The sequence below is a fragment of the Streptomyces sp. NPDC044719 genome (assembly GCF_056433405.1).
The window spans coordinates 35,754-57,701 of the sequence record NZ_JBWKHE010000014.1 but is presented as its reverse complement, the minus strand read 5'-3'; the positions used below and the strand labels follow the sequence as shown (position 1 = coordinate 57,701).

At 71.8% G+C, this 21,948-nt stretch carries 20 protein-coding genes; 14 read left to right on the top strand and 6 right to left on the bottom strand.

The features are described from left to right. Positions 1-50 precede the first annotated feature (50 nt). Genes hmgA through AC07DF_RS39215 form a run of 3 tightly spaced genes read left to right on the top strand, consistent with a single transcriptional unit; the run spans position 51 to position 3,369 of the window. Positions 51-1,412 carry a homogentisate 1,2-dioxygenase gene (gene hmgA / locus AC07DF_RS39225; RefSeq protein WP_478981998.1) on the top strand — a complete coding sequence of 454 codons (1,362 nt, stop codon included), beginning with the start codon at positions 51-53 and terminating at the stop codon, positions 1,410-1,412. Positions 1,413-1,438: 26 nt separating this feature from the next. Then, positions 1,439-2,188 carry a GntR family transcriptional regulator gene (locus AC07DF_RS39220; RefSeq protein ID WP_478981996.1) on the top strand — a complete coding sequence of 250 codons (750 nt, stop codon included), beginning with the start codon at positions 1,439-1,441 and terminating at the stop codon, positions 2,186-2,188. Between the two features lie 26 nt (positions 2,189-2,214). Beyond that, complete coding sequence (locus tag AC07DF_RS39215) at positions 2,215-3,369, top strand: type ISP restriction/modification enzyme (protein WP_478981994.1); 1,155 nt, start codon at positions 2,215-2,217, stop codon at positions 3,367-3,369. Between the two features lie 113 nt (positions 3,370-3,482). Here the strand turns inward: AC07DF_RS39215 and AC07DF_RS39210 are convergent, their stop codons facing one another. After that, the gene (locus AC07DF_RS39210) at positions 3,483-3,944 is read right to left on the bottom strand and encodes a GNAT family N-acetyltransferase (RefSeq protein ID WP_478982116.1); all 462 of its coding nucleotides are present in this window, start codon (positions 3,942-3,944) and stop codon (positions 3,483-3,485) included. Positions 3,945-4,083: 139 nt separating this feature from the next. Continuing rightward, complete coding sequence (locus tag AC07DF_RS39205; RefSeq protein WP_478981992.1) at positions 4,084-4,800, bottom strand: TetR/AcrR family transcriptional regulator; 717 nt, start codon at positions 4,798-4,800, stop codon at positions 4,084-4,086. A 63-nt stretch (positions 4,801-4,863) separates the two neighbouring features. Between AC07DF_RS39205 and AC07DF_RS39200 the strand changes: the two genes are divergently transcribed. Both AC07DF_RS39200 and AC07DF_RS39195 read left to right on the top strand, forming a co-directional pair. Further along, the gene (locus tag AC07DF_RS39200; RefSeq protein ID WP_478981990.1) at positions 4,864-5,820 is read left to right on the top strand and encodes an ATP-binding cassette domain-containing protein; all 957 of its coding nucleotides are present in this window, start codon (positions 4,864-4,866) and stop codon (positions 5,818-5,820) included. Beyond that, on the top strand, positions 5,817-6,599 hold the full coding sequence (locus AC07DF_RS39195) for an ABC transporter permease (protein WP_478981988.1): 783 nt from the start codon (positions 5,817-5,819) through the stop codon (positions 6,597-6,599). The genes AC07DF_RS39200 and AC07DF_RS39195 overlap by 4 nt, the downstream gene beginning before the upstream one ends. Before the next feature lie 183 nt (positions 6,600-6,782). On the opposite strand, the gene AC07DF_RS39190 is transcribed toward AC07DF_RS39195, so the two are convergent. The 3 genes from AC07DF_RS39190 to AC07DF_RS39180 form a co-directional block, all read right to left on the bottom strand. Further along, positions 6,783-7,049, bottom strand: a complete 267-nt coding sequence (locus AC07DF_RS39190; RefSeq protein ID WP_184562045.1) for a hypothetical protein — start codon at positions 7,047-7,049, stop codon at positions 6,783-6,785. A 126-nt stretch (positions 7,050-7,175) separates the two neighbouring features. Continuing rightward, entirely contained in the window at positions 7,176-7,994 is an 819-nt protein-coding gene (locus AC07DF_RS39185) for an anti-sigma factor (RefSeq protein WP_478981985.1), read from the bottom strand. Continuing rightward, positions 7,991-8,533, bottom strand: a complete 543-nt coding sequence (locus AC07DF_RS39180; protein ID WP_311124859.1) for a sigma-70 family RNA polymerase sigma factor — start codon at positions 8,531-8,533, stop codon at positions 7,991-7,993. The genes AC07DF_RS39185 and AC07DF_RS39180 overlap by 4 nt, the downstream gene beginning before the upstream one ends. Before the next feature lie 227 nt (positions 8,534-8,760). Here AC07DF_RS39180 and AC07DF_RS39175 point away from each other — a divergent pair, with 227 nt between their 5' ends. From AC07DF_RS39175 to AC07DF_RS39160, 4 genes are all read left to right on the top strand, one after another. Continuing rightward, a complete protein-coding gene (locus AC07DF_RS39175) occupies positions 8,761-10,293 on the top strand; it encodes a DUF4331 domain-containing protein (protein ID WP_478981983.1) in 1,533 nt (510 codons plus the stop codon). A gap of 106 nt (positions 10,294-10,399) precedes the next feature. Then, positions 10,400-11,983: a tetratricopeptide repeat protein gene (locus tag AC07DF_RS39170; protein ID WP_478981981.1), complete on the top strand. Its 1,584-nt coding sequence runs from the start codon at positions 10,400-10,402 to the stop codon at positions 11,981-11,983. Continuing rightward, a complete protein-coding gene (locus AC07DF_RS39165) occupies positions 11,980-13,575 on the top strand; it encodes a HoxN/HupN/NixA family nickel/cobalt transporter (RefSeq protein WP_478981979.1) in 1,596 nt (531 codons plus the stop codon). The genes AC07DF_RS39170 and AC07DF_RS39165 overlap by 4 nt, the downstream gene beginning before the upstream one ends. Positions 13,576-13,689: 114 nt before the next feature. Continuing rightward, positions 13,690-15,336 carry a serine/threonine-protein kinase gene (locus AC07DF_RS39160; RefSeq protein WP_478981977.1) on the top strand — a complete coding sequence of 549 codons (1,647 nt, stop codon included), beginning with the start codon at positions 13,690-13,692 and terminating at the stop codon, positions 15,334-15,336. A gap of 4 nt (positions 15,337-15,340) precedes the next feature. Here the strand turns inward: AC07DF_RS39160 and AC07DF_RS39155 are convergent, their stop codons facing one another. Beyond that, a complete protein-coding gene (locus AC07DF_RS39155; RefSeq protein ID WP_478981975.1) occupies positions 15,341-16,147 on the bottom strand; it encodes an SGNH/GDSL hydrolase family protein in 807 nt (268 codons plus the stop codon). Between the two features lie 280 nt (positions 16,148-16,427). Here AC07DF_RS39155 and AC07DF_RS39150 point away from each other — a divergent pair, with 280 nt between their 5' ends. The 5 genes from AC07DF_RS39150 to AC07DF_RS39130 all read left to right on the top strand — a co-directional run bounded on the left by AC07DF_RS39150 (position 16,428) and on the right by AC07DF_RS39130 (position 21,938). Further along, the gene (locus AC07DF_RS39150; protein ID WP_478981973.1) at positions 16,428-17,633 is read left to right on the top strand and encodes a S8 family peptidase; all 1,206 of its coding nucleotides are present in this window, start codon (positions 16,428-16,430) and stop codon (positions 17,631-17,633) included. 495 nt (positions 17,634-18,128) lie between these two features. Further along, positions 18,129-18,950: a glycosyltransferase family 2 protein gene (locus AC07DF_RS39145; RefSeq protein ID WP_478981971.1), complete on the top strand. Its 822-nt coding sequence runs from the start codon at positions 18,129-18,131 to the stop codon at positions 18,948-18,950. Continuing rightward, positions 18,947-19,975: a glycosyltransferase family 2 protein gene (locus AC07DF_RS39140; RefSeq protein ID WP_478981969.1), complete on the top strand. Its 1,029-nt coding sequence runs from the start codon at positions 18,947-18,949 to the stop codon at positions 19,973-19,975. Before AC07DF_RS39145 ends, AC07DF_RS39140 begins: the two co-directional genes overlap by 4 nt. Then, positions 19,968-20,768, top strand: coding sequence for a polysaccharide deacetylase family protein (locus AC07DF_RS39135; RefSeq protein ID WP_478981967.1), 801 nt, complete (start codon positions 19,968-19,970; stop codon positions 20,766-20,768). Before AC07DF_RS39140 ends, AC07DF_RS39135 begins: the two co-directional genes overlap by 8 nt. Before the next feature lie 75 nt (positions 20,769-20,843). Continuing rightward, positions 20,844-21,938, top strand: coding sequence for a DUF5925 domain-containing protein (locus AC07DF_RS39130; protein WP_478981965.1), 1,095 nt, complete (start codon positions 20,844-20,846; stop codon positions 21,936-21,938). The last annotated feature ends 10 nt before the right edge of the window (positions 21,939-21,948 follow it).

Sequence of the window (21,948 nt, the reverse complement as noted above, 5' to 3'; positions counted from 1 at the left end):
CGCAATCCTACGGTGTTACATAGGAATCGACCGCAAGGGAGCAGCGATCAATGGGTGATGGGGGTACCTCCCGCACGAGCGGGTTCGAGCGTGGGGGAGCGCGGAAGACCGCCGAAGGGCTGACCTATCTCTCCGGCTTCGGCAACGAGCACGGCTCCGAGGCCGTGCCGGGCGCGCTGCCCGAGGGCCGCAACTCACCCCAGCGGGCCCCGCTCGGGCTGTACGCGGAGCAGCTGAGCGGTACGGCCTTCACCGAGCCGCGGTCCCACAACCGCCGCTCGTGGCTGTACCGGATCCGCCCGTCGGCCGCGCACCCGGCGTTCACCCGGGCCCACAACGGCTCGATCCGCACGGCTCCGTTCACGCAGACCGTGCCCGACCCGAACCGCCTGCGCTGGGACCCCCTTCCCGACCCGGCCCCCGAGACCGACTTCCTGGCCGGACTGTGGACGCTGGGCGGCAACGGCGACGCCACCCAGCGCACCGGCGTCGCCGTGCACCTCTATGCCGCCAACGCCTCGATGGAGCGGGTGTTCAGCGATGCCGACGGTGAGCTGCTGATCGTCCCGGAGCGCGGCGGGCTGCTGCTGCGCACCGAGTTCGGTCTGCTCCATGTGGAGCCGGGCCATGTCGCGCTCGTCCCGCGTGGGGTCCGCTTCCGTGTGGAGCTGCTGGACGCTTCAGCCCGCGGCTATGTGTGCGAGAACTACGGCGCACCCTTCCGCCTCCCCGACCTGGGCCCGATCGGCGCGAACGGGCTCGCCAATCCCCGGGACTTCCGCGCCCCGGTCGCCGCCTACGAGGACGTCGAGGGCCCGGTGGAGGTGGTGAACAAGTTCTGCGGCAACCTCTGGACGGCCACCTACGACCACTCCCCCCTCGATGTCGTCGCCTGGCACGGCAACCATGTGCCGTACATCTATGACCTGCGCCGTTTCAATGTGCTCGGCACCATCACCTACGACCACCCGGACCCGTCGATCTTCACGGTGCTGACGTCCCCGTCGGACACCCCGGGCCTGGCCGGTGTCGACTTCGTGGTGTTCGCGCCGCGCTGGCTGGTGGGCGAGGACACCTTCCGGCCGCCGTACTTCCACCGGAACGTGATGAGCGAGTACATGGGCCTGATCGAAGGCGCCTACGACGCGAAGACGGCCGGAAAGGGAGGTTTCGTGCCGGGCGGCGGTTCGCTGCACAACATGATGTCGGCGCACGGCCCGGACCGGGAGACCTTCGACCGGGCGAGCGCCGCCGAGCTGAAGCCGCAGAAGATCGACGACGGACTGGCGTTCATGTTCGAGACCCGCTGGCCGCTGACCCTCACACCGCACGCGGCCCGGGCGGAACACCTGCAGCAGGGTTACGACGACGTCTGGCAGGGCCTGGAGCGGCACTTCCGTCCCTTGCACTGAACCCCCCTGACCGGTACGGATGGCCCGTGACCTCCTTCGCCCCGGACTCGATCGTCCTGAACCGCAAGCTGCCGCTCTGGTACCAGGTGTCGCAGTCGCTGCGGGCCTCCATCCTCGGCCGCTCGCCCCAGGACCCGCTGCGCCTGCCCACCGAGGAGCAGCTGGCCGGGCACTACGGCGTGAGCGTGCTGACGATGCGGCAGGCGCTGAAGGAGCTGGAGGACGAGGGGCTGATCACCCGCCACCGCCGGCGGGGCACCTTCATCGAGCCGCACGCGCGCAGGGGTTCCCCGGTCCGTCTGCTCGGCTCGGTGGACGCGATCGTGGCCCAGCAGTCCGGCATGACGACGGCACTGCTGGACCACGGCACGACCCCGGTGCCGGGCGAACTCGCCGAGTTCTTCCCGGAGGTGCGGGAGGTCTCGACGTACCACCGGCTGCGGAGCGATGAGAAGACGGGTGAGCCGACGAACCACGCCCGGAACTACGTCCGTCCCGAACTGGCCGCGCGGATCGACCTGGACGACCTCGTCCGGTGGCCCATGACCAAGGTGCTGCGGGATGTCGTCGGGGTGGACATCAGCCGCATCACGGACACGGTGGAGGCCCGGCTGGCCGACCCGGAGACCGCGAAGCTGCTCCAAGTGCCGCTGCTCAGCCCGATCCTGCACTACACGGGCGTGACGTACGACGGCGAGGGGCGGCCGCTGGACGTGGCCGTCATCCAGTACCGGGGGGATCGGTTCTCCTTCACGGTGACGCTGGACGCCACCTGACCCGCGTGTCGGAGCCACACCGTACGATGCCCAGCGTGACGCACGACGACGCTCCGCTGCTGGCGGACCTCATGCCGTGGTCCGTCGCACCGCCGCGGCTCGGCCGGGGGTGGCCGGCGGGCCCCGACCCGGCGTCCCTGAAGGCCCGCTGGGACGCTTTGGTGAAGGCCGGGGGACCCGACCGCGAGACCCTGTTCGAGCCGACCCGCTCGCGCACGCTGCACACGGCGGTCGGCCAGTTGCCCGGCCGGCCGGGCGGCACGGAGAAGCTGGTCCGCGCCTCGGGCCCGTGCCCCGAGCCGGTGCGGGTGCTGCTCGCGCCCTTCGACGAGCAGTGGCTGATCCCCGACCAGCGGCTGATCGACGCGGCCCGCCCGGAGCTGTGGCGGGTGGCGGACGAGCGGCAGGTCTTCGTGGTGGAGGCGCCCGAGGCCGTCCACCCTCCGCTGCTCGTCACCTCTCTGCTGCCGCTGCTCCGCCCCGGCCGCGTCCGCCCGCTGTTCCGGCGTCCGGGCGGCCTGGAGCCGAACCTGGCGCCCGGCCTGCTGGACCTGCTGCGCACGCGCCTGGGCGGCGCCCCCACCCCGCTGGACGTACTGGCCTGGATCACCGCCACGACCCGCCCGGACCTCACCGTCCCGCTCACGGGCGACGCCGGCGCCTGGGCGCGGGGGCTGGAGCTGGGGCACCGGCTGCTGTGGCTGATGCGCCGCGACGGTGAGCGGCCGAAGCTCCCCGGCGGCCGCCGCCCCTACGTCCGCTCTCCCCTGCCCACCCGCCCCCTGACCCTGCGCTACGACCGGGACGAGGAGGCCCTGCTGCTGGACGAGGGCCGCATCTCCCCCGTGCCGCCAGAGGCCTGGGACGTCGAGGTCGGCGGGGTCCGCGTCCTGGAACAGTGGTTCGCGGCACGGATCCCGGACCCCGAACCGGGCACCCTCGCGGCGATCCGCCCTGCCACCTGGCCCCAGAGCTGGACCTCGGAACTGCTGGAACTGATCACGGTCCTGGCGCTGCTGGCCGAGCTCCGCCCGCTGGACGAACCGACGGTCCCCGACCCGATCACGGCGACGGAGCTGCGGGAGGCAGGCGTCCTCCCGGCACCGGCGTCGGCCCGCCGCCCGGCATCGGTCCTCGCCGCCCCCGAGGAGGGCCCGGAAGGGCAACTCGCGCTGCTCTAGCGCGGACCGGGGACGCTCGAGGGCGTGTTTGGAAAGTGGATCTTGACGTGTCCCCCGTCTCGGACCGGGCCGGCCGCCGAAGTTCGACCCACAGGGGGCCATGACTGACCACGTCACGATGGCGCGGCGTAACAGCGGATGGCCACCGTCTGGTGCGGACTCCACTGCTGCTCGACTGTGGCCATCAGCTCCCAGCCCAACCGCTCGTACAGGGCTGCCGCCGCGGTATCGGATGCGACGACGTCGAGCACCGGATGCAGGCCACGACGCCGCGCTTCCTCCACTGCTTCGCCGATCAGCAGTGCACCGATCCGATGTCCCCTCGCCTGCGGGGCGACGAACAGTCTGCTGACCACGGCGGCCATACCCCGCGTCACCCCGTTCCGCTCGCTCCACAGCGTCGGGGCCAGATCGCCTTCGTCGCCTTGCGACAAACTGACGTGCCCGACCAGGCCGCCTTCGAGTTCGGCAACCCAGGAGCCCAGCAGGGGACCACGTGACAGCCACTCGCCGGGCTGATCCGGCCAGTTCACCGGATAGCCGTCGCGCGCATGGATCTCCGCGAGGACCCGCACGCACCCCTCGACATCACCTTCGGCCCTCTGCCGGACCCAGCGGCGCGGCCTCTCGTCCGGCACCCCGGAGCTCTCGATGTCCACTCCGGCATCGAAACACAGGCCACAGAGCCACAACCAGTCACTTTCGATACATGCCCTAGCGCAGCTCCGGGTCATAGGCGTCCAGGATGCGCTCCAGCGCCCGCCGGAACACCGCCTCCAGATCGACCGGCCCGCTCTGCTCCATGAAGGCCGCGGCCAGTCGCGGATAGGCGCCGGTGGCCACCTGGCTGCCCAGATAGGCCATACGCACCGCGTTCTCCTCCTCCTCGGACCACGGCACGGAGCGGGTGCGCTCGACGGTCGCGATGTCGTTCGCGGTGTAGGTGCTCACGACACCGTTGAGCAGCGCGATCAGCTCCGTCTTCGTACCGGCCGGCACGTCGAGCGGTTCGAGGCAGGCCAGGCAGTGCTCCAGGTAGCGCAGGGTGTTGGGGCTGAAGCCGTGCACCCCCGCCATCAGGCGCGGCACCCAGGTGTGGCGGTACATGATGGCCCGCGTCTCCTCCGCGTTGCGGAGCATGTCGGCGCGCCAGTCGCCCGTGGGCTCGAACAGCTCGTGCTCGACACCGACGGCGTCGATCATCAGCTCGTACAGGTCCTCCTTGCGGGGGACGTAGTTGTACAGCGACATCGTGCCGCAGCCCAACTCCGCGGCGACACGCCGCATGGACACCCCGTCAAGACCCTCCGCGTCGGCGATCCGCACCGCGGCCGCCGCGATGCCGGCACGGGTGAACGCCGGTTTCGGCCCACGGCCGGTGCGCTCGGGACGCGCCCAGATCACTTCGGGAACGGCCGCTCGGTCCGCCATCGATCATCACCTCGGCCACCATCCTAGTTACGTACAGCGTACGTAGTGCGCTATGGTCGTGCCATGACTTCTACGTACGCTGTACTTAGTGAAGGTCTCGAGAAGCGATTCGGGGAGGTCCACGCCGTGCGCGGACTGGACCTCGCGGTGGCCGAGGGGACGGTGTGCGGGGTCCTCGGACCGAACGGGGCGGGCAAGACCACGGCCGTACGGCTGCTGACCACGCTGCTGCGGCCGGACGCGGGCTCCGCGCGGGTCGCCGGGCACGACCTCGTCCGCGAGGCCGCCGCCGTGAGGAGCCGGATCGGTGTCACCGGGCAGGACACCTCGATCGACGGGGACCTGACCGGACGCCAGAACCTGAAGCTGTTCGGCCGACTGCACCGGGTGCGCGGTCCGGCAGGCCGGACCACGGAACTCCTCGACCGCTTCGGGCTGGCGGAGGCCGCCGACCGGCCCGCGTCCACCTACTCGGGCGGCATGCGCCGCCGCCTGGACCTGGCGGCGAGCCTGATCCGCCGCCCCGACGTGCTGTTCCTGGACGAGCCGACCACCGGCCTCGACCCGGCCAGCCGCAACCTCATCTGGGACGCGGTGCGCGATCTGACCGCCGAGGGCACGACCGTGCTCCTCACCACCCAGTACCTGGAGGAGGCCGACCAACTCGCCGACGACATCGCCCTGGTGGACCGCGGCCGGGTCGCGCACACCGGGTCGCCGGCGCAGCTCAAGGCACTCGTCGGGGCGCACGCCGAGGTCGTCGTGGCGGACGCGGACGTGCTCGTGAGGGCGGCGGGCGTGCTCGACCGGCTCACGGGCGCGCAGCCGTCGTTCGACCACGAGCGCAACGCCGTCGGCGCGGTCAGCAAGGACCCGACTCTCACCCTCCCGCTGCTGGTGCGCGCACTGGACACGGCGGGCGTGCCCTTGCTCGACGCGAGCCTGCGGCCACCGACGCTGGACGACGTGTTCCTGCGCCTGACCGAGACCACCACCGAGGAAAGGGAGGCTGCCGCATGAGCATGCTGGCGTACGACGGGACCGCGATGCTGGGGCGCCAGTTGCTGCGGATGCGGAATAACCCGGGGCTGCTGATCCTCACCCAGACGATGCCGGTCAGCATGCTGCTGTTCTTCGGCTATGTGTTCGGCAGCGCGCTGGCGATGCCGGGCGAGGCGTACCGGTCGTTCCTGGTACCGGGCCTGCTGGTGGCGACCGCCGCGGGCGGCATCATGACCGGTATGTTCCAGGCGGCCCAGGACACGCACCGGGGCGTGACGGACCGCTTCCGTACGCTGCCGATGAGCCGGGCGGCCGTACCGCTCGGACAGGCCGCGGCGGACGTGGTGGTCACGGCCGTCGGGACGGTGCCGTTCCTGCTGGTGGGGCTCGCGGTGGGCTGGCGGATCGAGAGCGGCCCGCTCGAAGCGGCGGGGGCCGTCGGGCTGTTGATGCTGTTCCGCTTCGCGTGCACCTGGGCCGGGATCTACCTCGGCCTGCTCACCCGGAACGAGGAGGCGGCCGGTCAGCTGGGCGGGGCGACCTTCCTGCTGCCGCTGCTCTCCAGCGCGTACATCCCGGCGACCGGGCTGCCGGCGTGGCTGCGGACGGTCGCCGAGTGGAATCCGATCAGCGCGGTGGCGACGGCCCTGCGGGATCTGTTCGGCAACGCGCCCGTGCCCGACGGAGCCGCCTGGCCGGTGGCCCACCCCGTCGCGGGGTCGCTCCTGTGGTGCGCCGTGCTGCTCGGGATCTTCGTACCGCTGGCCGTGCGTCAGTACGCGCGCGGGGAGCGGTGAACGGGCGGCCGGGAGTACGGAGCCGGGCGACGCCCCCGGTCGCTGCCGGGCGGGGATGAGGCACCGACAGGGGGACATACCGCGCTCGGGAACACACCTGGCGCTGCTGCGTGCCGTGGGGATGACGGACGACGAGTGCGCAGCGTGACGCCGGGGTCGGTGTGACCGCCCGAGCGCGGGCCCCTACCTGCCGCCGAACAGCGAGCGGCGCAGTCGGCGCAGCGGTGCGAAGAGCGAGACGCGGCGCACGCGCGCTCCCCTGCCACTGCGGTCGTGCGGCTGGCGCGCGGTCAGTTCACGCATCAGCGAGGTCGCCTCGACCGTCTCCCGCTGCGGGACGGCAGGACCGCCCAGCACCGAGAGATGGCGGTCGAGGCGCGAACTGGTCGCGCTGCTCCCGCAGGTGATCGCAGGGACCCTCGCCCTGCTGCGCACTGTTATCTGTTCCATGTCACTCCCCACCCGTACGAGTCCACCCGGCCCGGGCAGGTTAACCCTATCGCCCCGCCCGGGCACTCGTGTATCGCGGTCACAGGATTCACCTTCCCCATAAGGGGGTTGACGATGTATCTCCGATTACTCTCCGAATCCAACAGATTTCAGGGCGAGTTGGACGATGGGCTGGGTAGTGGGCTGCGGGGACCCGCCGGCGGGCTCGACGGTTACGGCCAGTGACGTCGCGGAGGAGCCGAGACTGGTCGCGACCAGGGGCGTGTCGCCTTCGAGGAGCCCCAGGGAGCGTGGTTGCGCGCCCGGGCGCATGAGCCACAACTGGTGCGCTCGGCCGCCCGGCGGGGTGCCGTATCCGCCGAGGGTGACCACCGCGCTCCCCTCCGTCGCGGAAGCGATCACTCCGATGGTTCTGCCCCGCCCGTCCCGGCCGCTGCTCGCACGGGCGTCCGGAGCCGCCAGAACGTGGGCGATCTCACGTGACCGGTCGCGCTCTGCGGTCAGTTCGTCCTGGGTCCGGTTCGCCTGGACGGCGAACAGCGAGGCGACCACGAGGGCCGCGGCGGCGGTGGCAGTGGCGAAGGGCACGAACAACGGGATCCGGCGCCGCCCCCGCTGGCGCGGCGGAGGCTGGTTGCCCCACACGTGCGGCGGCAGCTGCGTCGCCCGCGCGCGGGCCGGCTCGCGCGCCGCCTCCTGGGGCACCGGGTCCTGCGGAGTCGTCCGTACGGCGGCCATGACGCGGTCGCGCATCGCGGCCGGGGCCGGGGCGGCCGTCGACCAGGCGAGCCGGACGGCGTCCTCGGACAGGTCACGCACCTCGGCGGCACAGCGGTCGCAGTCCTTCATATGCCTCTCGAAGCGGACCCGCTCCGGGGGTTCCAGGGCGTCGAGCGCGTAGGGCGCGGCCAGCGAGTGCGGGTCCTCGCGGCGGAAGAGGCTCATGCCACGCCTCCCAGGCATTCGCGCATCCTCGTCAGCCCGTCGCGCATGCGCGTCTTGACGGTGCCCAGCGGCAGGGAGAGCCGCTCGGCCACCTCACGGTAGGTGTAGCCCTCGTAGTAGGCGAGGGTGACGGACTGGCGCTGGAGTTCGGTGAGGCGATCCAGGCAGCGGCGCACCCACTCGCGTTCCAGTCCCGCCTCGACCTCCTCGGTCACCTGGTCGAAGGCCGGGAAGTGGGCGCGCCACGCCTCGCGCTGCTCGCGCTCCCCCGCCGCACGGGCGCTGCGTACCCGGTCGACGGCACGGCGGTGGGCGAGGGTGAGGATCCAGGACAGCGCACTCCCCCGGTCCGGGTCGAACTTCGCGGCGGACCGCCACAGTTCGAGCAGCACCTCCTGAGCCACCTCCTCCGACTGGGCCGGATCGCGCACCACCCGTCGTACAAGACCGAACACCGGGCCGGACACCAGTCCGTACAGCTCCTCGAAGGCCTGGTGGTTCCCGCCCGCCACGAGCAGCAGCAGTTCGTCCGCCTCCACTCGTTCCCCCTCTCCGAGGCCACATCGGGCCTGTCCCCTCACACGAGGTATTCGCAACGCACACACCTCCGGATGGGGTTACGGATCAACTCGCCGAAAACGCGGGTCGCCTGGCGATGAAACAACTTTTCAGTCGCGCCGTAAGAACGTTTGAGATTCGACCAATCCGCTCTGCCGACCACTCCGAATGGCGTGTGTCAGGCAAGTTGGCACCGAGGACGGACGGCATGACACCTAGCTTCAGGACCGGCGCGGGGCGCCGGAGCATCGCGACTGTGATCTGTGGTGCGCTGGCCACCGGTGGGCTCACCGCCGCCGGTGTGACCGCGCTGGCACCTGAGGAGGCCTCCGCCTCCAGCCACCGCGAGGCCCCGCTGATCTCGGGGACCCCGCAGTTCGACAACACCGACGTGTACGCGTTCGTCAGCCCGGACAAGCCGGACACGACGACCATCGTCGCAAACTGGATCCCGATGGAGGAACCGGCGGGCGGGCCCAACTTCTTCACGTTCGCCGAGGACGCCGAGTACGACCTGCGCATCGACAGCAACGGCGACGCGCAGGAAGACCTGCTGTTCCGGTACACGTTCAAGACGCACACGAAGAACGACAAGACGTTCCTGTACAACACGGGTCCGGTCGAGAGCCTCGACGACCCCGACCTCAACATCACGCAGACCTACGACCTCGAGCTGATCAAGCTGAAGGACCTGAAGGCGGTCTCGAAGACCAAGGTCGCCGACGACGTGCCGGTGGCGCCGTCGAACGTCGGCAAGGCGTCGATGCCGGACTACAACACCCTGCGCAAGCAGGCGATCCACAAGCTCGCCGGGGGCGCCCAGACGTTCGCCGGGCAGGCCGACGACCCGTTCTTCCTGGACCTGAGGGTCTTCGACCTGCTGTACGGCGGGAACCTCTCCGAGGTCGGCAACGACACGCTCAAGGGCTACAACGTCAACTCGATCGCCCTGCAGGTCCCCAACAGCTTCATCGCCGAGTCGCACGAGCAGCCGATCGTCGGCATCTGGTCGACGACGCAGCGCAAGAACGCCAAGGGCTACTACTCCCAGGTCTCGCGCCTCGGCATGCCGCTGGTGAACGAGGTCGTCAACCCGCTGAAGGACAAGGACAAGTTCAACGCGTCCGCGCCGCGGGACGACGCCCAGTTCCTGGAGAACGTGACCAACCCGGAGCTGCCCAAGCTCATCGAGGCGATCTACAAGATCCCGGCGCCCGACGAGCCGCGCAACGACCTGGTCGACGTGTTCCTCAAGGGCGTCAAGGATCTCAACCAGCCGCCGCACGTGACGCCGTCGGAGCAGCTGCGGCTCAACACGTCCATCAAGCCGGCCGCCAAGCCCAAGCGGCTGGGTGTCCTGGACGGTGACAACGCGGGCTTCCCGAACGGGCGTCGGCTGACCGACGACGTGATCGACGCGTCGCTCCAGGTCGTCGAGGGTGAGCTGCTCGGCGCCAAGAACGACCTCGGGGACGCGGTGAACGAGAACGACAAGAAGTTCGGCAAGTCCTTCCCGTACCTGGCCAACCCGACCGAGGGGTCGCGCGGCCCGCTCGCCAAGGGCGTGGACGGCGGCAACGACGTCCGCAGCCAGCTGGGCGACGCGCTGCAGCCGGCCGGCGCCGAGGGCTCGGACGACATGCGCCTGATCGCCGCGTCCGCCGGGGCCGGCGCGGGCGGCATCGTCCTGATCGGCGCGGCCCTGATGTGGTGGCGCCGTATGCGGAACCGGGCGTACTGACCCGTTCCGTTCCCCTTGCTGGCGCGGCCCGTTCCCACCCATCCCCCACGGCACGGGCCGCGCCGCCCACTCCCACCCGCACTTGCACAGCCGACTGAGGAGACCCATGCCTCCGCGTACGACGGACAGCGCACCGGAGAGGCGCGACGACGACCGCCCACGCCCGGACCACGAGCCGGCCGCGGAGGCAGGGCACGAGCAGGACCCCAGGCCGGACACCGGCAGCGACACCGACACCGACACCGACACCGACACCGACACCGACACCGACACCGACAGCACATCCTCCGCCGGCGAGGGTGTCGACCAGCGCGTGGCCGCGATGCGGCGGACCGCCGACGGCGCGCGGCGCTGGCGGGCGGCTCATCTGGCAGGGTGCGCCGCGCTGCTGGCCGTCGCGCTCACCGGCGGGGCCATCGCCTTCGGGGGTGCGGGAAGGGGTCCGGCCGGCGGCGACGTGGCCGCCGTGTCCGCGGCCGGGGCGTTGTCACCGGGCGCGCTGGCCCGAGGGGATCTCGACTCGGGGATCGCGTCCCTGCAGAAGCACCTCCGGGCCCAGCCGAGGGACTTCGGCAACTGGGCCACCCTCGGCCTCGCCTACGTCGAGCAGGCCCGGACGAAGGGCGACCCCTCGCGCTATCCGCAGGCCGAGCGCGCGCTGAAGCGGTCCCTCGGACTGAAGCCCGGCAACGACCCGGCCCTGGCCGGCCAGGCCGCCCTCGCCGCGGCCCGGCACGACTTCCCCGGCGCCCTGAAGTACGCCGACCGGGCCCTGAGGCAGAACCCCTACAACGAACGTGCCCTGTGCACCCGTATCGACGCCCTCGTCGAACTCGGCCGGTACGACGACGCCGAGAAGGCCGCCGACACCGCCGACGACAGGCGTCCCGGCGTGCCCGTCTTCACGCGGTACGCGTACGTGCGGGAGCTGCGCGGCGACGTCCGCACGGCGCGTGAGGTGCTGGAACGCGCCCTGGACTCCGCGCACTCGCCCGCCGACATCGCGTACGTCGCCACCGCGCTCGGGCAACTCGCCTGGAACCAGGGCGACTACAAGGCGGCGCGCGGCCACTATGCCCGGGCGCTCGCCGCCGACGACTCCTACCTGCCCGCCCTGGAGGGCCGCGCCCGCGCCGAGGCGGCGGACGGCGACCGCGCGGCCGCCGTGCGGGGCCTGGAGCAGGTCGTCGCCCGCTTCCCGTTGCCCGGCCCGCTCGTCGCCCTCGGCGAGCTGTACGAGGACCGCGGCGGCGACGGCGACCGGGCGAAGGCCGGCGACCAGTACGCGCTGGTCGACGCCTGGACGGCACTGGCCCGCGCCGGCGGTGTCAACGCCGACCTCGACTCGGCCATGGCCGCCGCCGACCACGGCGACAAGAAGGAGGCCCTGCGCTCCGCCCGCGCCGAGTGGGACCGCCGCCACAGCGTGCACACCGCCGACGCGCTCGCCTGGGCCCTGCACGTCAACGGCCGCGACGAGGAGGCCCTGCCGTACGCCCGCCGGGCCACCGCCACCGGCTACCGCAACGCGACCTTCCTCTACCACCGCGGGATCATCGAACGCGCCACCGGCGACGAGCGCGAGGCCCGCGACCACCTCAAGGCCGCGCTCGACCTGAACCCCGGCTTCTCGCCCCTCGGCGCCCGCGAGGCCCGTACCGCGCTCAAGGACCTGGAGAAGAACCGGTGACCCTGCGCCGACTGTTCGCGTCCGGCGCCGCCGTCCTCACGGCCGCCTGCGCGCTCACTGTGCTGCCCGCCGCCACGGCGAGCGCCCACCCGCTGGGCAACTTCACCGTCAACCGCTACGACGGTCTCGTCGCCGCCCCCGGCGAGCTCCGGGTCCAGCACGTCGAGGACCTCGCCGAGATCCCCGCGACCCAGGCGAAGCCGGACATCGAGCGGCTGGGCATCGCCCTGTGGGCCCGCGAGCGGTGCGCCACGGCCGCCGCGGACAGCAAGGTGACCGTCGACGGCCGGACCGCCGCCCTCACCGCCGAGCGCAGCCGGGCGCGGGTGCGGCCCGGGCAGGCGGGGCTGGACACCCTCCGCGTGGAGTGCGAGCTGACCGCTCCCCTCCCGTCCGATGAGGAGAGTGTGTCGCTCGGCTTCCGCGGCGCGGGCGCCTCCTCCGGCCCGGGCTGGCGGGAGGTCACGGCCCGGGGCGACCGTATGACCCTCACCGCGTCGGACGTACCCGAGAAGTCGATATCGGCCGAACTGACCAAGTACCCCGAGGAGTTGCTCTCCTCTCCGGCCGACACCGCGTCCGCCGCCCTGCGGGTGCGCCCCGGCGGGGCGGCGCTGGCCGAGGAGGAGTCGGACGCCCCCGCCGCCTCCGTGCTGCCGCGCGGCGCCGACCGCTGGACGCGTGCCCTGGACGACCTGGTCGCCCGGCACGACCTCACCGCGGGGTTCGCCGCGCTGGCTCTCGGCATCGCCGTCGTCCTCGGCGCGATGCACGCGCTCGCCCCGGGTCACGGCAAGACCATCATGGCCGCGACCGCGGCGGCCCGGGGCGGTGCCGCCCGGATGAAGGACGTCCTGCCCATGGCGGCCTCGGTGACGGTCACCCACACCCTGGGCGTGGTCGCCCTGGGCCTCCTGGTCACGGCCGGTTCGGCGGCGGCCCCCTCGGTGATCGCCTGGCTCGGCGTCGCCAGCGGTCTGCTGGTGACACTGGCGGGCGCGAGCCTGCTCCGCCGCGCGCTGCGCAGCCGCGCGCCCCACCCCCACGCGCACACACATGACCACGATCACGAGCACGATCACGACCACCGGCATGAGCACACCGGCCACAGCCCTACGCCCGATCACCACCACCACGATCACGCGCACGACGATCACCACCACCCGCACGACCACGCTCACCCCCACTCGCACCCGCACACGGTCGTGCACACCCACGGCGGCTTCACCCACTCCCACCCCGTCGCCCCCACCCTCCGCGGCACGATCCTCATGGGCTTCGCGGGCGGACTCGTGCCCAGTCCGTCCGCCGTGGTGGTGCTCGTCGGCGCCGCGGCCCTCGGACAGGCCTGGTTCGGTCTGCTGCTCGTCGTCGCGTACGGGGTCGGGCTGGCGCTCACCCTGACGGCCGCCGGGTACGCCGTCGTCAAGGCGGGCAGCGGGATGACACGGCTCCTGGACCGGCGCCCCCGCTGGACGGCGGGCCCGATGGTGGCCCTGATACGCCGCACCGCGCCGCTCGGTTCGGCCTTCGCCGTGGTGGTGCTCGGGGCCGGACTGGTGTTCAAGGGGGCGGCATCCGCACTCGGCTGAGTTACGTTCGTGAGAAAACAGGCGTCAAAGGGAAAGCGGACGTCGTGAGGAAATCCGACCTCGTGGGGAAAACAGACCTCGTGGAGATTTCGCCCGGCTGCGAATGGGGGCGCCGTGTCCGAAGAACCGGGCCATGAGCGTGTGATCGCGGGCCGCTACCGGCTCCTGGCGCCGCTCGGCGAGGGCGGCATGGGGACGGTGTGGCGCGCCCGGGACGAGGTGCTGCACCGCGAGGTCGCCGTCAAGGAGGTGCGCGCCCCGGCCGGACTGGCCGGCGACGATGTGCAGCGGATGTACGCCCGGCTGGAGCGGGAGGCGTGGGCGGCTGCCCGGGTCGCCAGCGGGAACGTGGTGACCGTATACGACGTAGCCACGGACGGCGGCCAGCCGTGGATCGTCATGGAGCTGGTCCGCGGGCTCTCGCTGGCGGAGGTGCTGGAGGCCGAGGGCCCGATGCCGCCGCAGCGGGCCGCGCACGTCGGCGCCGAGGTGCTGGCCGCACTGCGGGTCGCCCACGAGGCCGGGGTGCTGCACCGGGACGTGAAGCCGGCCAACGTGCTGATCTCGAACGACGGCCGGATCGTGCTCACCGACTTCGGGATCGCCATGGTCGAGGGCAGCTCCGCGCTGACCATGACCGGGGAGGTCATCGGCTCGCCGGAGTTCCTCGCCCCGGAGCGGGCGCTCGGCCGCACGCCGGGCCCGGAGTCGGACCTGTGGTCGCTCGGGGTGCTGCTGTACGCGGCGGTCGAGGGCCACTCCCCCTTCCGCCACGACACGCCGCTGAGCACGCTGCGCGCGATCGTCGACGAGGAGCTGCCGCCGCCGTACCGGGCCGGTCCGCTCGCCCCGGTCATCGAGGGACTGCTGCGCAAGGATCCCGAGCAGCGGCTGCCGCCCGAGCGGGCCGAGCAGGAACTGCGGGTCATCGCCGCGGGCGGCACGCCGAGCGCGGACACCACGCGGGCGGTCCCGTACCCGCCGCCGTTCGCCACCCGCGCCGAGCCCGCCGCCACGCCCCCGATGCCCTTCCCGGGGCAGCCGATGCCCTCCGGCTCGGGCGCGACGACGACGGCCGCCCGTCAGGATCGCGACCGCCGGACCGGCCGGGTGCTGGTCGCGGGCGTGGTCGCACTGGCCCTCGCGGTGGGCGGGCTGACGTACGCGCTGCTGAACAACGGGGGCGGTGACGGCTCCCGGGACAACGACCAGGGGGCCGGGACGAGTACGCCGGCCGAGACCGGTCCGAAGGAGAACACCGGGAGCGGGAAGTCGAGCCCCTCCCCGACGCCGAGCGAGAGCGAGAGCGAGAGCGAGAAGAGCAGTCCGCCGCCGCAGTCGGTGCGGGTGGCTCTGGACGGCAAGCGCACGGACTACGCGGGCCCGTGTCCGCCACCGAACGCCGAGGCGCCGCAGTTCACGGCGACGTTCACGGTGGGCCGGCTGCCGGCCGAGGTGCGCTACCGCTGGGTGACGCAGGACGGCTCGGTGCTCGACGGGGGCTGGAAGACGCTCTCGTTCGCCGAAGGGGGCGGGCGTACGAAGCAGGACTCGGTGAACGTGACGACCCGCGAGGAGTCCGGGACGATCGAGAACGAGATCAGCGTCGAGGTGCAGGAGCCGGTGCGCACGGCGTCCGAGGCGGTGCCGTTCTCTCTGACCTGCGAGACGGAGACCCCGACGGGCGGGGCCTCCCCTTCTCCTTCGGACACGGACTCGGACTCCGGTTCAGGCTCGGACTCGGACTCGGACTCCGGATGACCGGTCAGTCGTTGGCGTTGAGCACCGGCAGATAGCCGCCCGACTGGCCGGGGGCCTTCGGGTGGTAGGACTCGCCGATGTTGAGCCAGCTGACGCTGTGCAGCCAGGAGTCGCCGGAGCAGATCTCGTGGCCGGTGAAGGTGGTGCGTACGTCGCCGAAGACGAAGCCGTGGTCGGCGACGCGCTTGGCGATGGCGGTGTTCAGGTAGTCGGAGGCGTCGTTGATGGCCTTGCGCTTGGTCTCGGACAGGCCGAGGCAGGTCGCGCCCAGCTTGTAGAAGCGGGGATAGCCGAGCACGACGACACGGGCGTTCGGTGCCTTGGAGCGGATCGCCGAGTACACGCCGTCGAGCTTGCCGGGCAGCGTGGAGTCGACGTACGCCCGGGCGGTGTTGATGCGGGAGACGCAGGCGCCGTCGGACTGGGTGACACAGGTCGTCATGACGTCGGCGAATCCGGCGTCATTGCCGCCCACGCTGACGGAGACGAGGGCGGTGGCGCTGCTCAGAGGGCCGAGCTGACCGGACAGAACATCACCCGTTCGGGCGCCCGAGCAGGCCGTGAAGTCGAAGGTCGAGGGTGAGTGGGCGGCTGCCCAGAGGTAGGGGAAGGCCTTTGTGCTGCGCTTGCAGTCGCCGCTGGAACTGATGTAGCTGCCGGCACCCACTCCGGAGGAGTAGGAGTCACCGAGCGCCACGTAGCCGCCAGTTGCTGCGAGTGAGGACGCCTGCGCCGTCGCGGCCCCGGTGAAGGCGGTGCCGACGGCGAGGAGGAGCGAGCTCACGAGGACGACAAGTCGGGAACGTCTCATGGAACCTCCCTTTAGCAGGATCTCTGCCATAACCGTCGTAGCAGCTACGCGTGTTGACAGGAAGTGTCCATGCCAAGTCTGTTGATTTATTTCGTGCTCATGACAGATTTGTTGACTAGTGCTCAACTCTCTTGTTCTACGCCGGTAGATGGCCGACGCTTTACTCCGGCCGGGAGCGGAACGCGACGCTCCCCGGCCGGAGTGCGCGAGCACGCGCACCACCCCCACATGACGCGCGCCCCACCCAGGCGCGCGCCGCCTAGAGGAGGACTCCCTCGTAATGGCACAACTGCGTAGCAAGAGACTCGGACTCACCGCGATCACCTTGTCGGCGACCGCCGCCCTCGTGGGCGGGATCACCGCCCTGCCCGCCCAGGCCGCTCCCGCCGAGGGCCGGGTGCTCGCCGCGGACTCCCCGACCGCCGTCAAGGACAGCTACATCGTCACGCTCAAGAAGAGCGCGGGACTGAAGGCGTCCTCGGCCGCGGGCAAGAACCTGGTGAAGGAGTACGGCGGCACGGTCGACAAGACCTTCGGCAAGGCGCTGAACGGCTACTCCGCCGTCCTCTCCGCCACCGAGGCCAAGCGGCTCGCCGCCGACCCGGCCGTGGCCGCGGTCGAGCAGAACCAGCGCGTCCGGCTCGCCGCCACCCAGACCAACGCCCCCTGGGGTCTGGACCGCATCGACCAGACCTCGCTCCCGCTCTCCGGCACCTACACCTACCCGGACAGCGCGGGCAGCGGCGTGACCGTCTATGTGATCGACACCGGTGTGCGCGTCACCCACCAGCAGATCAGCGGCCGTGCCGCCCACGGTTACGACGCCGTCGACGGCGACAACAACGCCTCCGACGGCAACGGCCACGGCACCCATGTGGCCACCACGATCGCGGGCACGACCTACGGTGTCGCCAAGAAGGCGAAGATCGTGGGCGTGCGGGTGCTGAACAACAGCGGCTCCGGCACCACGGCCGGTGTGATCGCGGGCATCGACTGGGTGACCCAGAACCACTCCGGCCCCTCGGTCGCCAACATGTCGCTCGGCGGCGGCGCCTCGGCCTCGCTGGACACGGCGGTCCGCAACTCCATAGCCAGCGGCGTCACGTACGCCGTCGCCGCGGGCAACAGCAGCACCACCGCCTCCTCGTCCTCCCCGGCCCGGGTCGCCGAGGCCATCACGGTCGGCGCCACCACCAGCACGGACGCCAAGGCGAGCTACTCGAACTACGGTTCGGCCCTGGACATCTTCGCGCCCGGCTCGTCCATCACGGCCGGCTGGCACACCAGCGACACCGCGACCAACACCATCTCCGGCACCTCGATGGCGACCCCGCACGTCGCGGGCGCGGCGGCGGTCTACCTGGCGGGCCACACCTCCGCCACCCCGGCCCAGGTCACCTCGGCCCTGGTCGCCGGCGCCACCACCGGCAAGGTCACCAGCGCGGGTTCGGGCTCGCCGAACCGGCTGCTGAAGCTCGTGCAGTAACCGGCACGGACGTCGGCACGGACGCCGGCACCTGAACAACTGTTCCCCGGAGGCGGGTCGCGCCTGCGGGGAACAGCTGCTTCCGCGACCGGAAGCTTTCAACTTACGGCCCACAAAGGACATCCCGTAACGGCCAAACCAACAAAAACGTGAGGGGCCGTTCCAGGTCTTGCCATACGGGTTCAATCGTCAATACCGTCATACATCTCACCCGCATCGGTCCGTCAGTACGCGGCTCTAGGGGAGGGCTCAAGGACCGCGACGTACCGGCGCGGGGCGCGGTAGGGGGGTGCCGTGCTCGGTGACCGCACATGGTGGCCGGGCCGTGCCGCGCGGTCGGCTGCCGTTTTGCGGCCGGCCAGCTTTGCCAGCTCACCCGGCGTGCCCGAAGCTCCATCTCGGCGTGCGTGCCACGGGTGAGAACCCCCCTTTCGAACCGGATTGGATCCGGACTGCCCTGGGGGGGCGGTCCACCGGACGAGAGGGACCAGACTCATGAGCTCAGTTCTGCAGCCGGCTGCCGCGGAGCAGCATCCGCCGGTCGCCGGGAAGTACCGGCCCGTCTCCTCTCACCTGGCCATCGCGCCGCCGGTGAGCGTGGTCATCCCGGCCATGAACGAGGCGGAGAATCTCCCGTACGTCTTCAAGACCCTGCCCGACTGGATACACGAAGTGGTCCTGGTCGACGGCAACTCCACCGACGACACCGTCCAGGTGGCCCGCGAGCTGTGGCCCGAGGTGAAGGTCGTCGAGCAGCGCGGCAAGGGCAAGGGCGACGCCCTGATCACCGGATTCCAGGCCTGCACCGGCGACATCATCGTGATGGTCGACGCGGACGGCTCGGCCGACGGGGGCGAGATCCTGTCGTACGTCTCCGCCCTGGTCTCCGGCGCGGACTTCGCCAAGGGCTCCCGCTTCGCCAACGGCGGCGGCACCGACGACATGACCTTCATCCGCAAGCTCGGCAACTGGGCGCTGTGCACGGCCGTCAACCGCAAGTTCGGCGCCCGTTACACCGACCTGTGCTACGGGTACAACGCGTTCTGGCGGCACTGCCTCGACAAGATCGACCTCGACTGCACCGGCTTCGAGGTCGAGACCCTGATGAACATCAGGGTCGTCAAGGCCGGGCTCAAGGTGCAGGAGATCCCGAGCCACGAGTACCTGCGCATCCACGGCGTCAGCAATCTGCGGGCCGTGCGGGACGGGCTGCGCGTGCTGAGGGTGATCCTCCAGGAGCGCTCCAACCGCCGTGCGCTGCGCCGCCGTTCGCCCCAGTCGCCGATGATGGACGCCATGCGGGGAGAGGTGTCTTGAGCGGTCCCGGCATCTCCGTCGTGATCTGCGCGTACACCGAGGACCGCTGGGAGGACATCCTCGCGGCGGTCTCCTCGGTGCGGGCGCAGTCACGGCCCGCCCTGGAGACGCTGCTGGTCGTCGACCACAACGACACGCTGCGGGAGCGGCTGGCCAAGGAGTACAAGGAGCCCTCCCAGGGCGCCGTGGTGCGGGTGCTCGCCAACGCGGGCCCCCGTGGCCTGTCCGCGGGCCGCAACACCGGGATCGCGGCGGCGCGCGGCGAGATAGTCGCCTTCCTCGACGACGACGCCGTGGCCGAGCGCGACTGGCTGCGGCACTTCGCCGAGGCGTACACCGACCCGCGGGTGATGGCGGTCGGCGGGCGCACGGTCCCGGTCTGGGCGTCAGGGCGGCGGCCGGACTGGTTCCCGGAGGAGTTCGACTGGGTGGTGGGCTGCACCTACCGGGGCCTGCCCCGCGGCCGGGTCCGGGTGCGCAATGTGCTCGGCGGCAACGCCTCGTTCCGCCGCAGCGCGTTCGACGCGGCGGGCGGCTTCGCCACCGGCATCGGCAGGGACGGCGACAAACGACCGCTGGGCTGCGAGGAGACGGAACTGTGCATCCGCCTCAGCCGCGCCCGGCCCGACGCGGTGCTGCTGATCGACGACCGGGCGGTGATCCACCACCGCGTGCCCGAGGTCCGCGAGCACTTCCGCTACTTCCGTACGCGCACCTATGCCGAGGGCCTGTCCAAGGCCCTGGTGGCCCGGAGTGTCGGCGCCGAGAAGGGACTCGAGTCGGAGCGCCGGTATACGACCCGGGTACTGCCGGCCGGGGTGGCGCGGGGCCTTCGGGACGCGCTGCTGGCCCGGCCGGGCGGCGTGGGCCGGGCGGGCGCGATCGTCGCCGGGGTGCTCACGGCGGCGGGCGGATACGTGGTGGGGAGCGTGCGGGCCCGCCGGGGCGGGGCCACGTTCTCGGTGCCCGCGGTGGAGACGGCGCAGCCGTCGTCCGTGCCGGAGGAGGTGCGGGTCCGTGAGTGACGTGCGCGTACCGGTCCTCATGTACCACGCGGTCGCGACCGATCCGAACGACGCGACCCGCGCTCTGTCCGTGACCCCGGAGGCGTTCGCCGAGCAGCTGGCGGTGCTCGCGGACCGGGGGCTGCGGCCCCTCACCACGGCCGAACTGGCGGCGTGCTGGCGCTCCGGCCGGCCGCTGCCCGAGCGGCCGGTCCTCATCACCTTCGACGACGGCTACGAGGGCGTGCACCGGCACGCCTTGCCCGCGCTCGCCAAGCACGGCTTCCCGGCCACCCTGTTCGCCTCGACGGGGTGGCTGAAGGGGCCGTACGACACCGGCGGCGGCCTGGACACCATGCTGGACTGGGATCAGGTCCGTGAGCTCGCCGCGGCGGGCGTCGAGATCGGCGGGCACAGCCACAGCCACCCGCAGCTCGACCAGGTCTCCGATGCCACGCTGCGGTTCGAGCTGATCCACTGCAAAGAGATCGTCGCGGACCAACTGGGCACCGTACCGACCTCGTTCGCCTACCCCTACGGCTACTCCAGCCGCCGGGTCCGGCGGGCGGTACGTGAGACGGGGTACGCCCAGGCACTCGCCGTGGGCAACGGCCTGGCGCGTCGCGCGCAGGGGCCGTACGCCCTGCGGCGCGTGACGGTGCGCCGCGGCACGGACATCGACGAGTTCGAGCGGGTGATCGAGGGTCGTGCGATCGCCCGTACGTTCGCCAGGGACCGTGCCCTGACCAAGGGGTACGCGCTGGTCCGCAGGACCCGGCAGGCACGCCGGCTGGTGTCCCGCTCCGGGGTCTGACCTGCGCGGGGGGAACCTGCCGCGTGCACCGGGAAACCGGGTGCACGCGGCGCCCCGGTGCCGGATCATGGCGGCATGTCTGGAAACCCGCACGAGGCGCTGCCGATCCGGCTCAACGTCGACGACTCCGACTCCCCGTCCGATGTCGTCGACGCGCTGTTCCTCGGCCGCTTCGCGACGGGCGAGCAGCCGTACTCGCACGCGGCGAACATCGACCGCGTACGGTCCGGGGCGGCGCTGATGCCGCCCGGCGCCCGCGTGCTGCGCGTCGCCCGGGACGACGACCGCAGCGCCACGCTGGCGGAGGGCGACGGCTGGACGCTGCTGGTCTCCCGCTGGAACCGGGGCGCCGACGTCACGGTCACGGCGACCAGCGCGGAGCTGGCGCAGAAGGTCCTCGACCAGGCCACGGACGGCGCGGCGGACGAACCCGAACCGCAGCCGGAGAACGTCACGATGGGCTTCTGGTACGTCTCCCCGCGACGCGGCCCGCACCGCACGACCCGCCAGATCGCGGCGGGCACCTGGGACGAGGTGCGGCCCAACTACACCGCGCCGGTGGCGGACGCCATGGACCGCCTGATGAAGACCACCCCTGAGGACATCGCGGGCCGGCTGCTCCTGCTGCACGGCCCGCCCGGAACCGGCAAGACGTCCGCGCTGCGCACCCTGGCCCGTTCCTGGCGGGACTGGTGCCAGGTGGACTGCGTCCTGGACCCCGAGCGGCTCTTCTCCGACGTCGGTTACTTGATGGACATCGCGATCGGCGAGGAGGACGCGACGGGCAAGGGCCGCTGGCGGCTGCTCCTGCTGGAGGACTGCGACGAGCTGATCCGCGGCGAGGCCAAGCACACGGCGGGCCAGGCCCTGTCGAGGCTGCTGAACCTGACCGACGGACTGCTCGGCCAGGGCCGCAACGTCCTGGTCGGTGTCACGACCAACGAGGACCTGGAGCGCCTGCACCCCGCCGTCGTCCGCCCCGGCCGCTGCCTCGCCCGGATCGAGGTGGGTCCGCTGACCCGGTCGGAGGCGGTGGGCTGGCTGGGCCACGAGGACGGCGTCGGCCGCGAGGGCGCGACCCTGGCCGAGCTGTACGCGCTGCGCCGGGGCACGTCACCGACCGCCCTGCCGGAGCCGCGCGGGGGCGCGGACGCGGGGCTGTATCTGTAGAAGGTCGGTA

Excerpts from the sequence above, each read along its gene's own strand:
- AC07DF_RS39150 (WP_478981973.1), top strand. The coding sequence starts at position 16,428 with ATGGCACAACTGCGTAGCAAGAGACTCGGACTCACCGCGATCACCTTG.
- AC07DF_RS39170 (WP_478981981.1), top strand. The coding sequence starts at position 10,400 with ATGCCTCCGCGTACGACGGACAGCGCACCGGAGAGGCGCGACGACGAC.
- AC07DF_RS39195 (WP_478981988.1), top strand. The coding sequence starts at position 5,817 with ATGAGCATGCTGGCGTACGACGGGACCGCGATGCTGGGGCGCCAGTTG.
- AC07DF_RS39215 (WP_478981994.1), top strand. The coding sequence starts at position 2,215 with ATGCCCAGCGTGACGCACGACGACGCTCCGCTGCTGGCGGACCTCATG.
- AC07DF_RS39130 (WP_478981965.1), top strand. The coding sequence starts at position 20,844 with ATGTCTGGAAACCCGCACGAGGCGCTGCCGATCCGGCTCAACGTCGAC.
- AC07DF_RS39175 (WP_478981983.1), top strand. The coding sequence starts at position 8,761 with ATGACACCTAGCTTCAGGACCGGCGCGGGGCGCCGGAGCATCGCGACT.
- AC07DF_RS39205 (WP_478981992.1), bottom strand. The coding sequence starts at position 4,800 with ATGGCGGACCGAGCGGCCGTTCCCGAAGTGATCTGGGCGCGTCCCGAG.
- hmgA (WP_478981998.1), top strand. The coding sequence starts at position 51 with ATGGGTGATGGGGGTACCTCCCGCACGAGCGGGTTCGAGCGTGGGGGA.
- AC07DF_RS39185 (WP_478981985.1), bottom strand. The coding sequence starts at position 7,994 with ATGAGCCTCTTCCGCCGCGAGGACCCGCACTCGCTGGCCGCGCCCTAC.
- AC07DF_RS39145 (WP_478981971.1), top strand. The coding sequence starts at position 18,129 with ATGAGCTCAGTTCTGCAGCCGGCTGCCGCGGAGCAGCATCCGCCGGTC.
- AC07DF_RS39190 (WP_184562045.1), bottom strand. The coding sequence starts at position 7,049 with ATGGAACAGATAACAGTGCGCAGCAGGGCGAGGGTCCCTGCGATCACC.
- AC07DF_RS39200 (WP_478981990.1), top strand. The coding sequence starts at position 4,864 with ATGACTTCTACGTACGCTGTACTTAGTGAAGGTCTCGAGAAGCGATTC.
- AC07DF_RS39155 (WP_478981975.1), bottom strand. The coding sequence starts at position 16,147 with ATGAGACGTTCCCGACTTGTCGTCCTCGTGAGCTCGCTCCTCCTCGCC.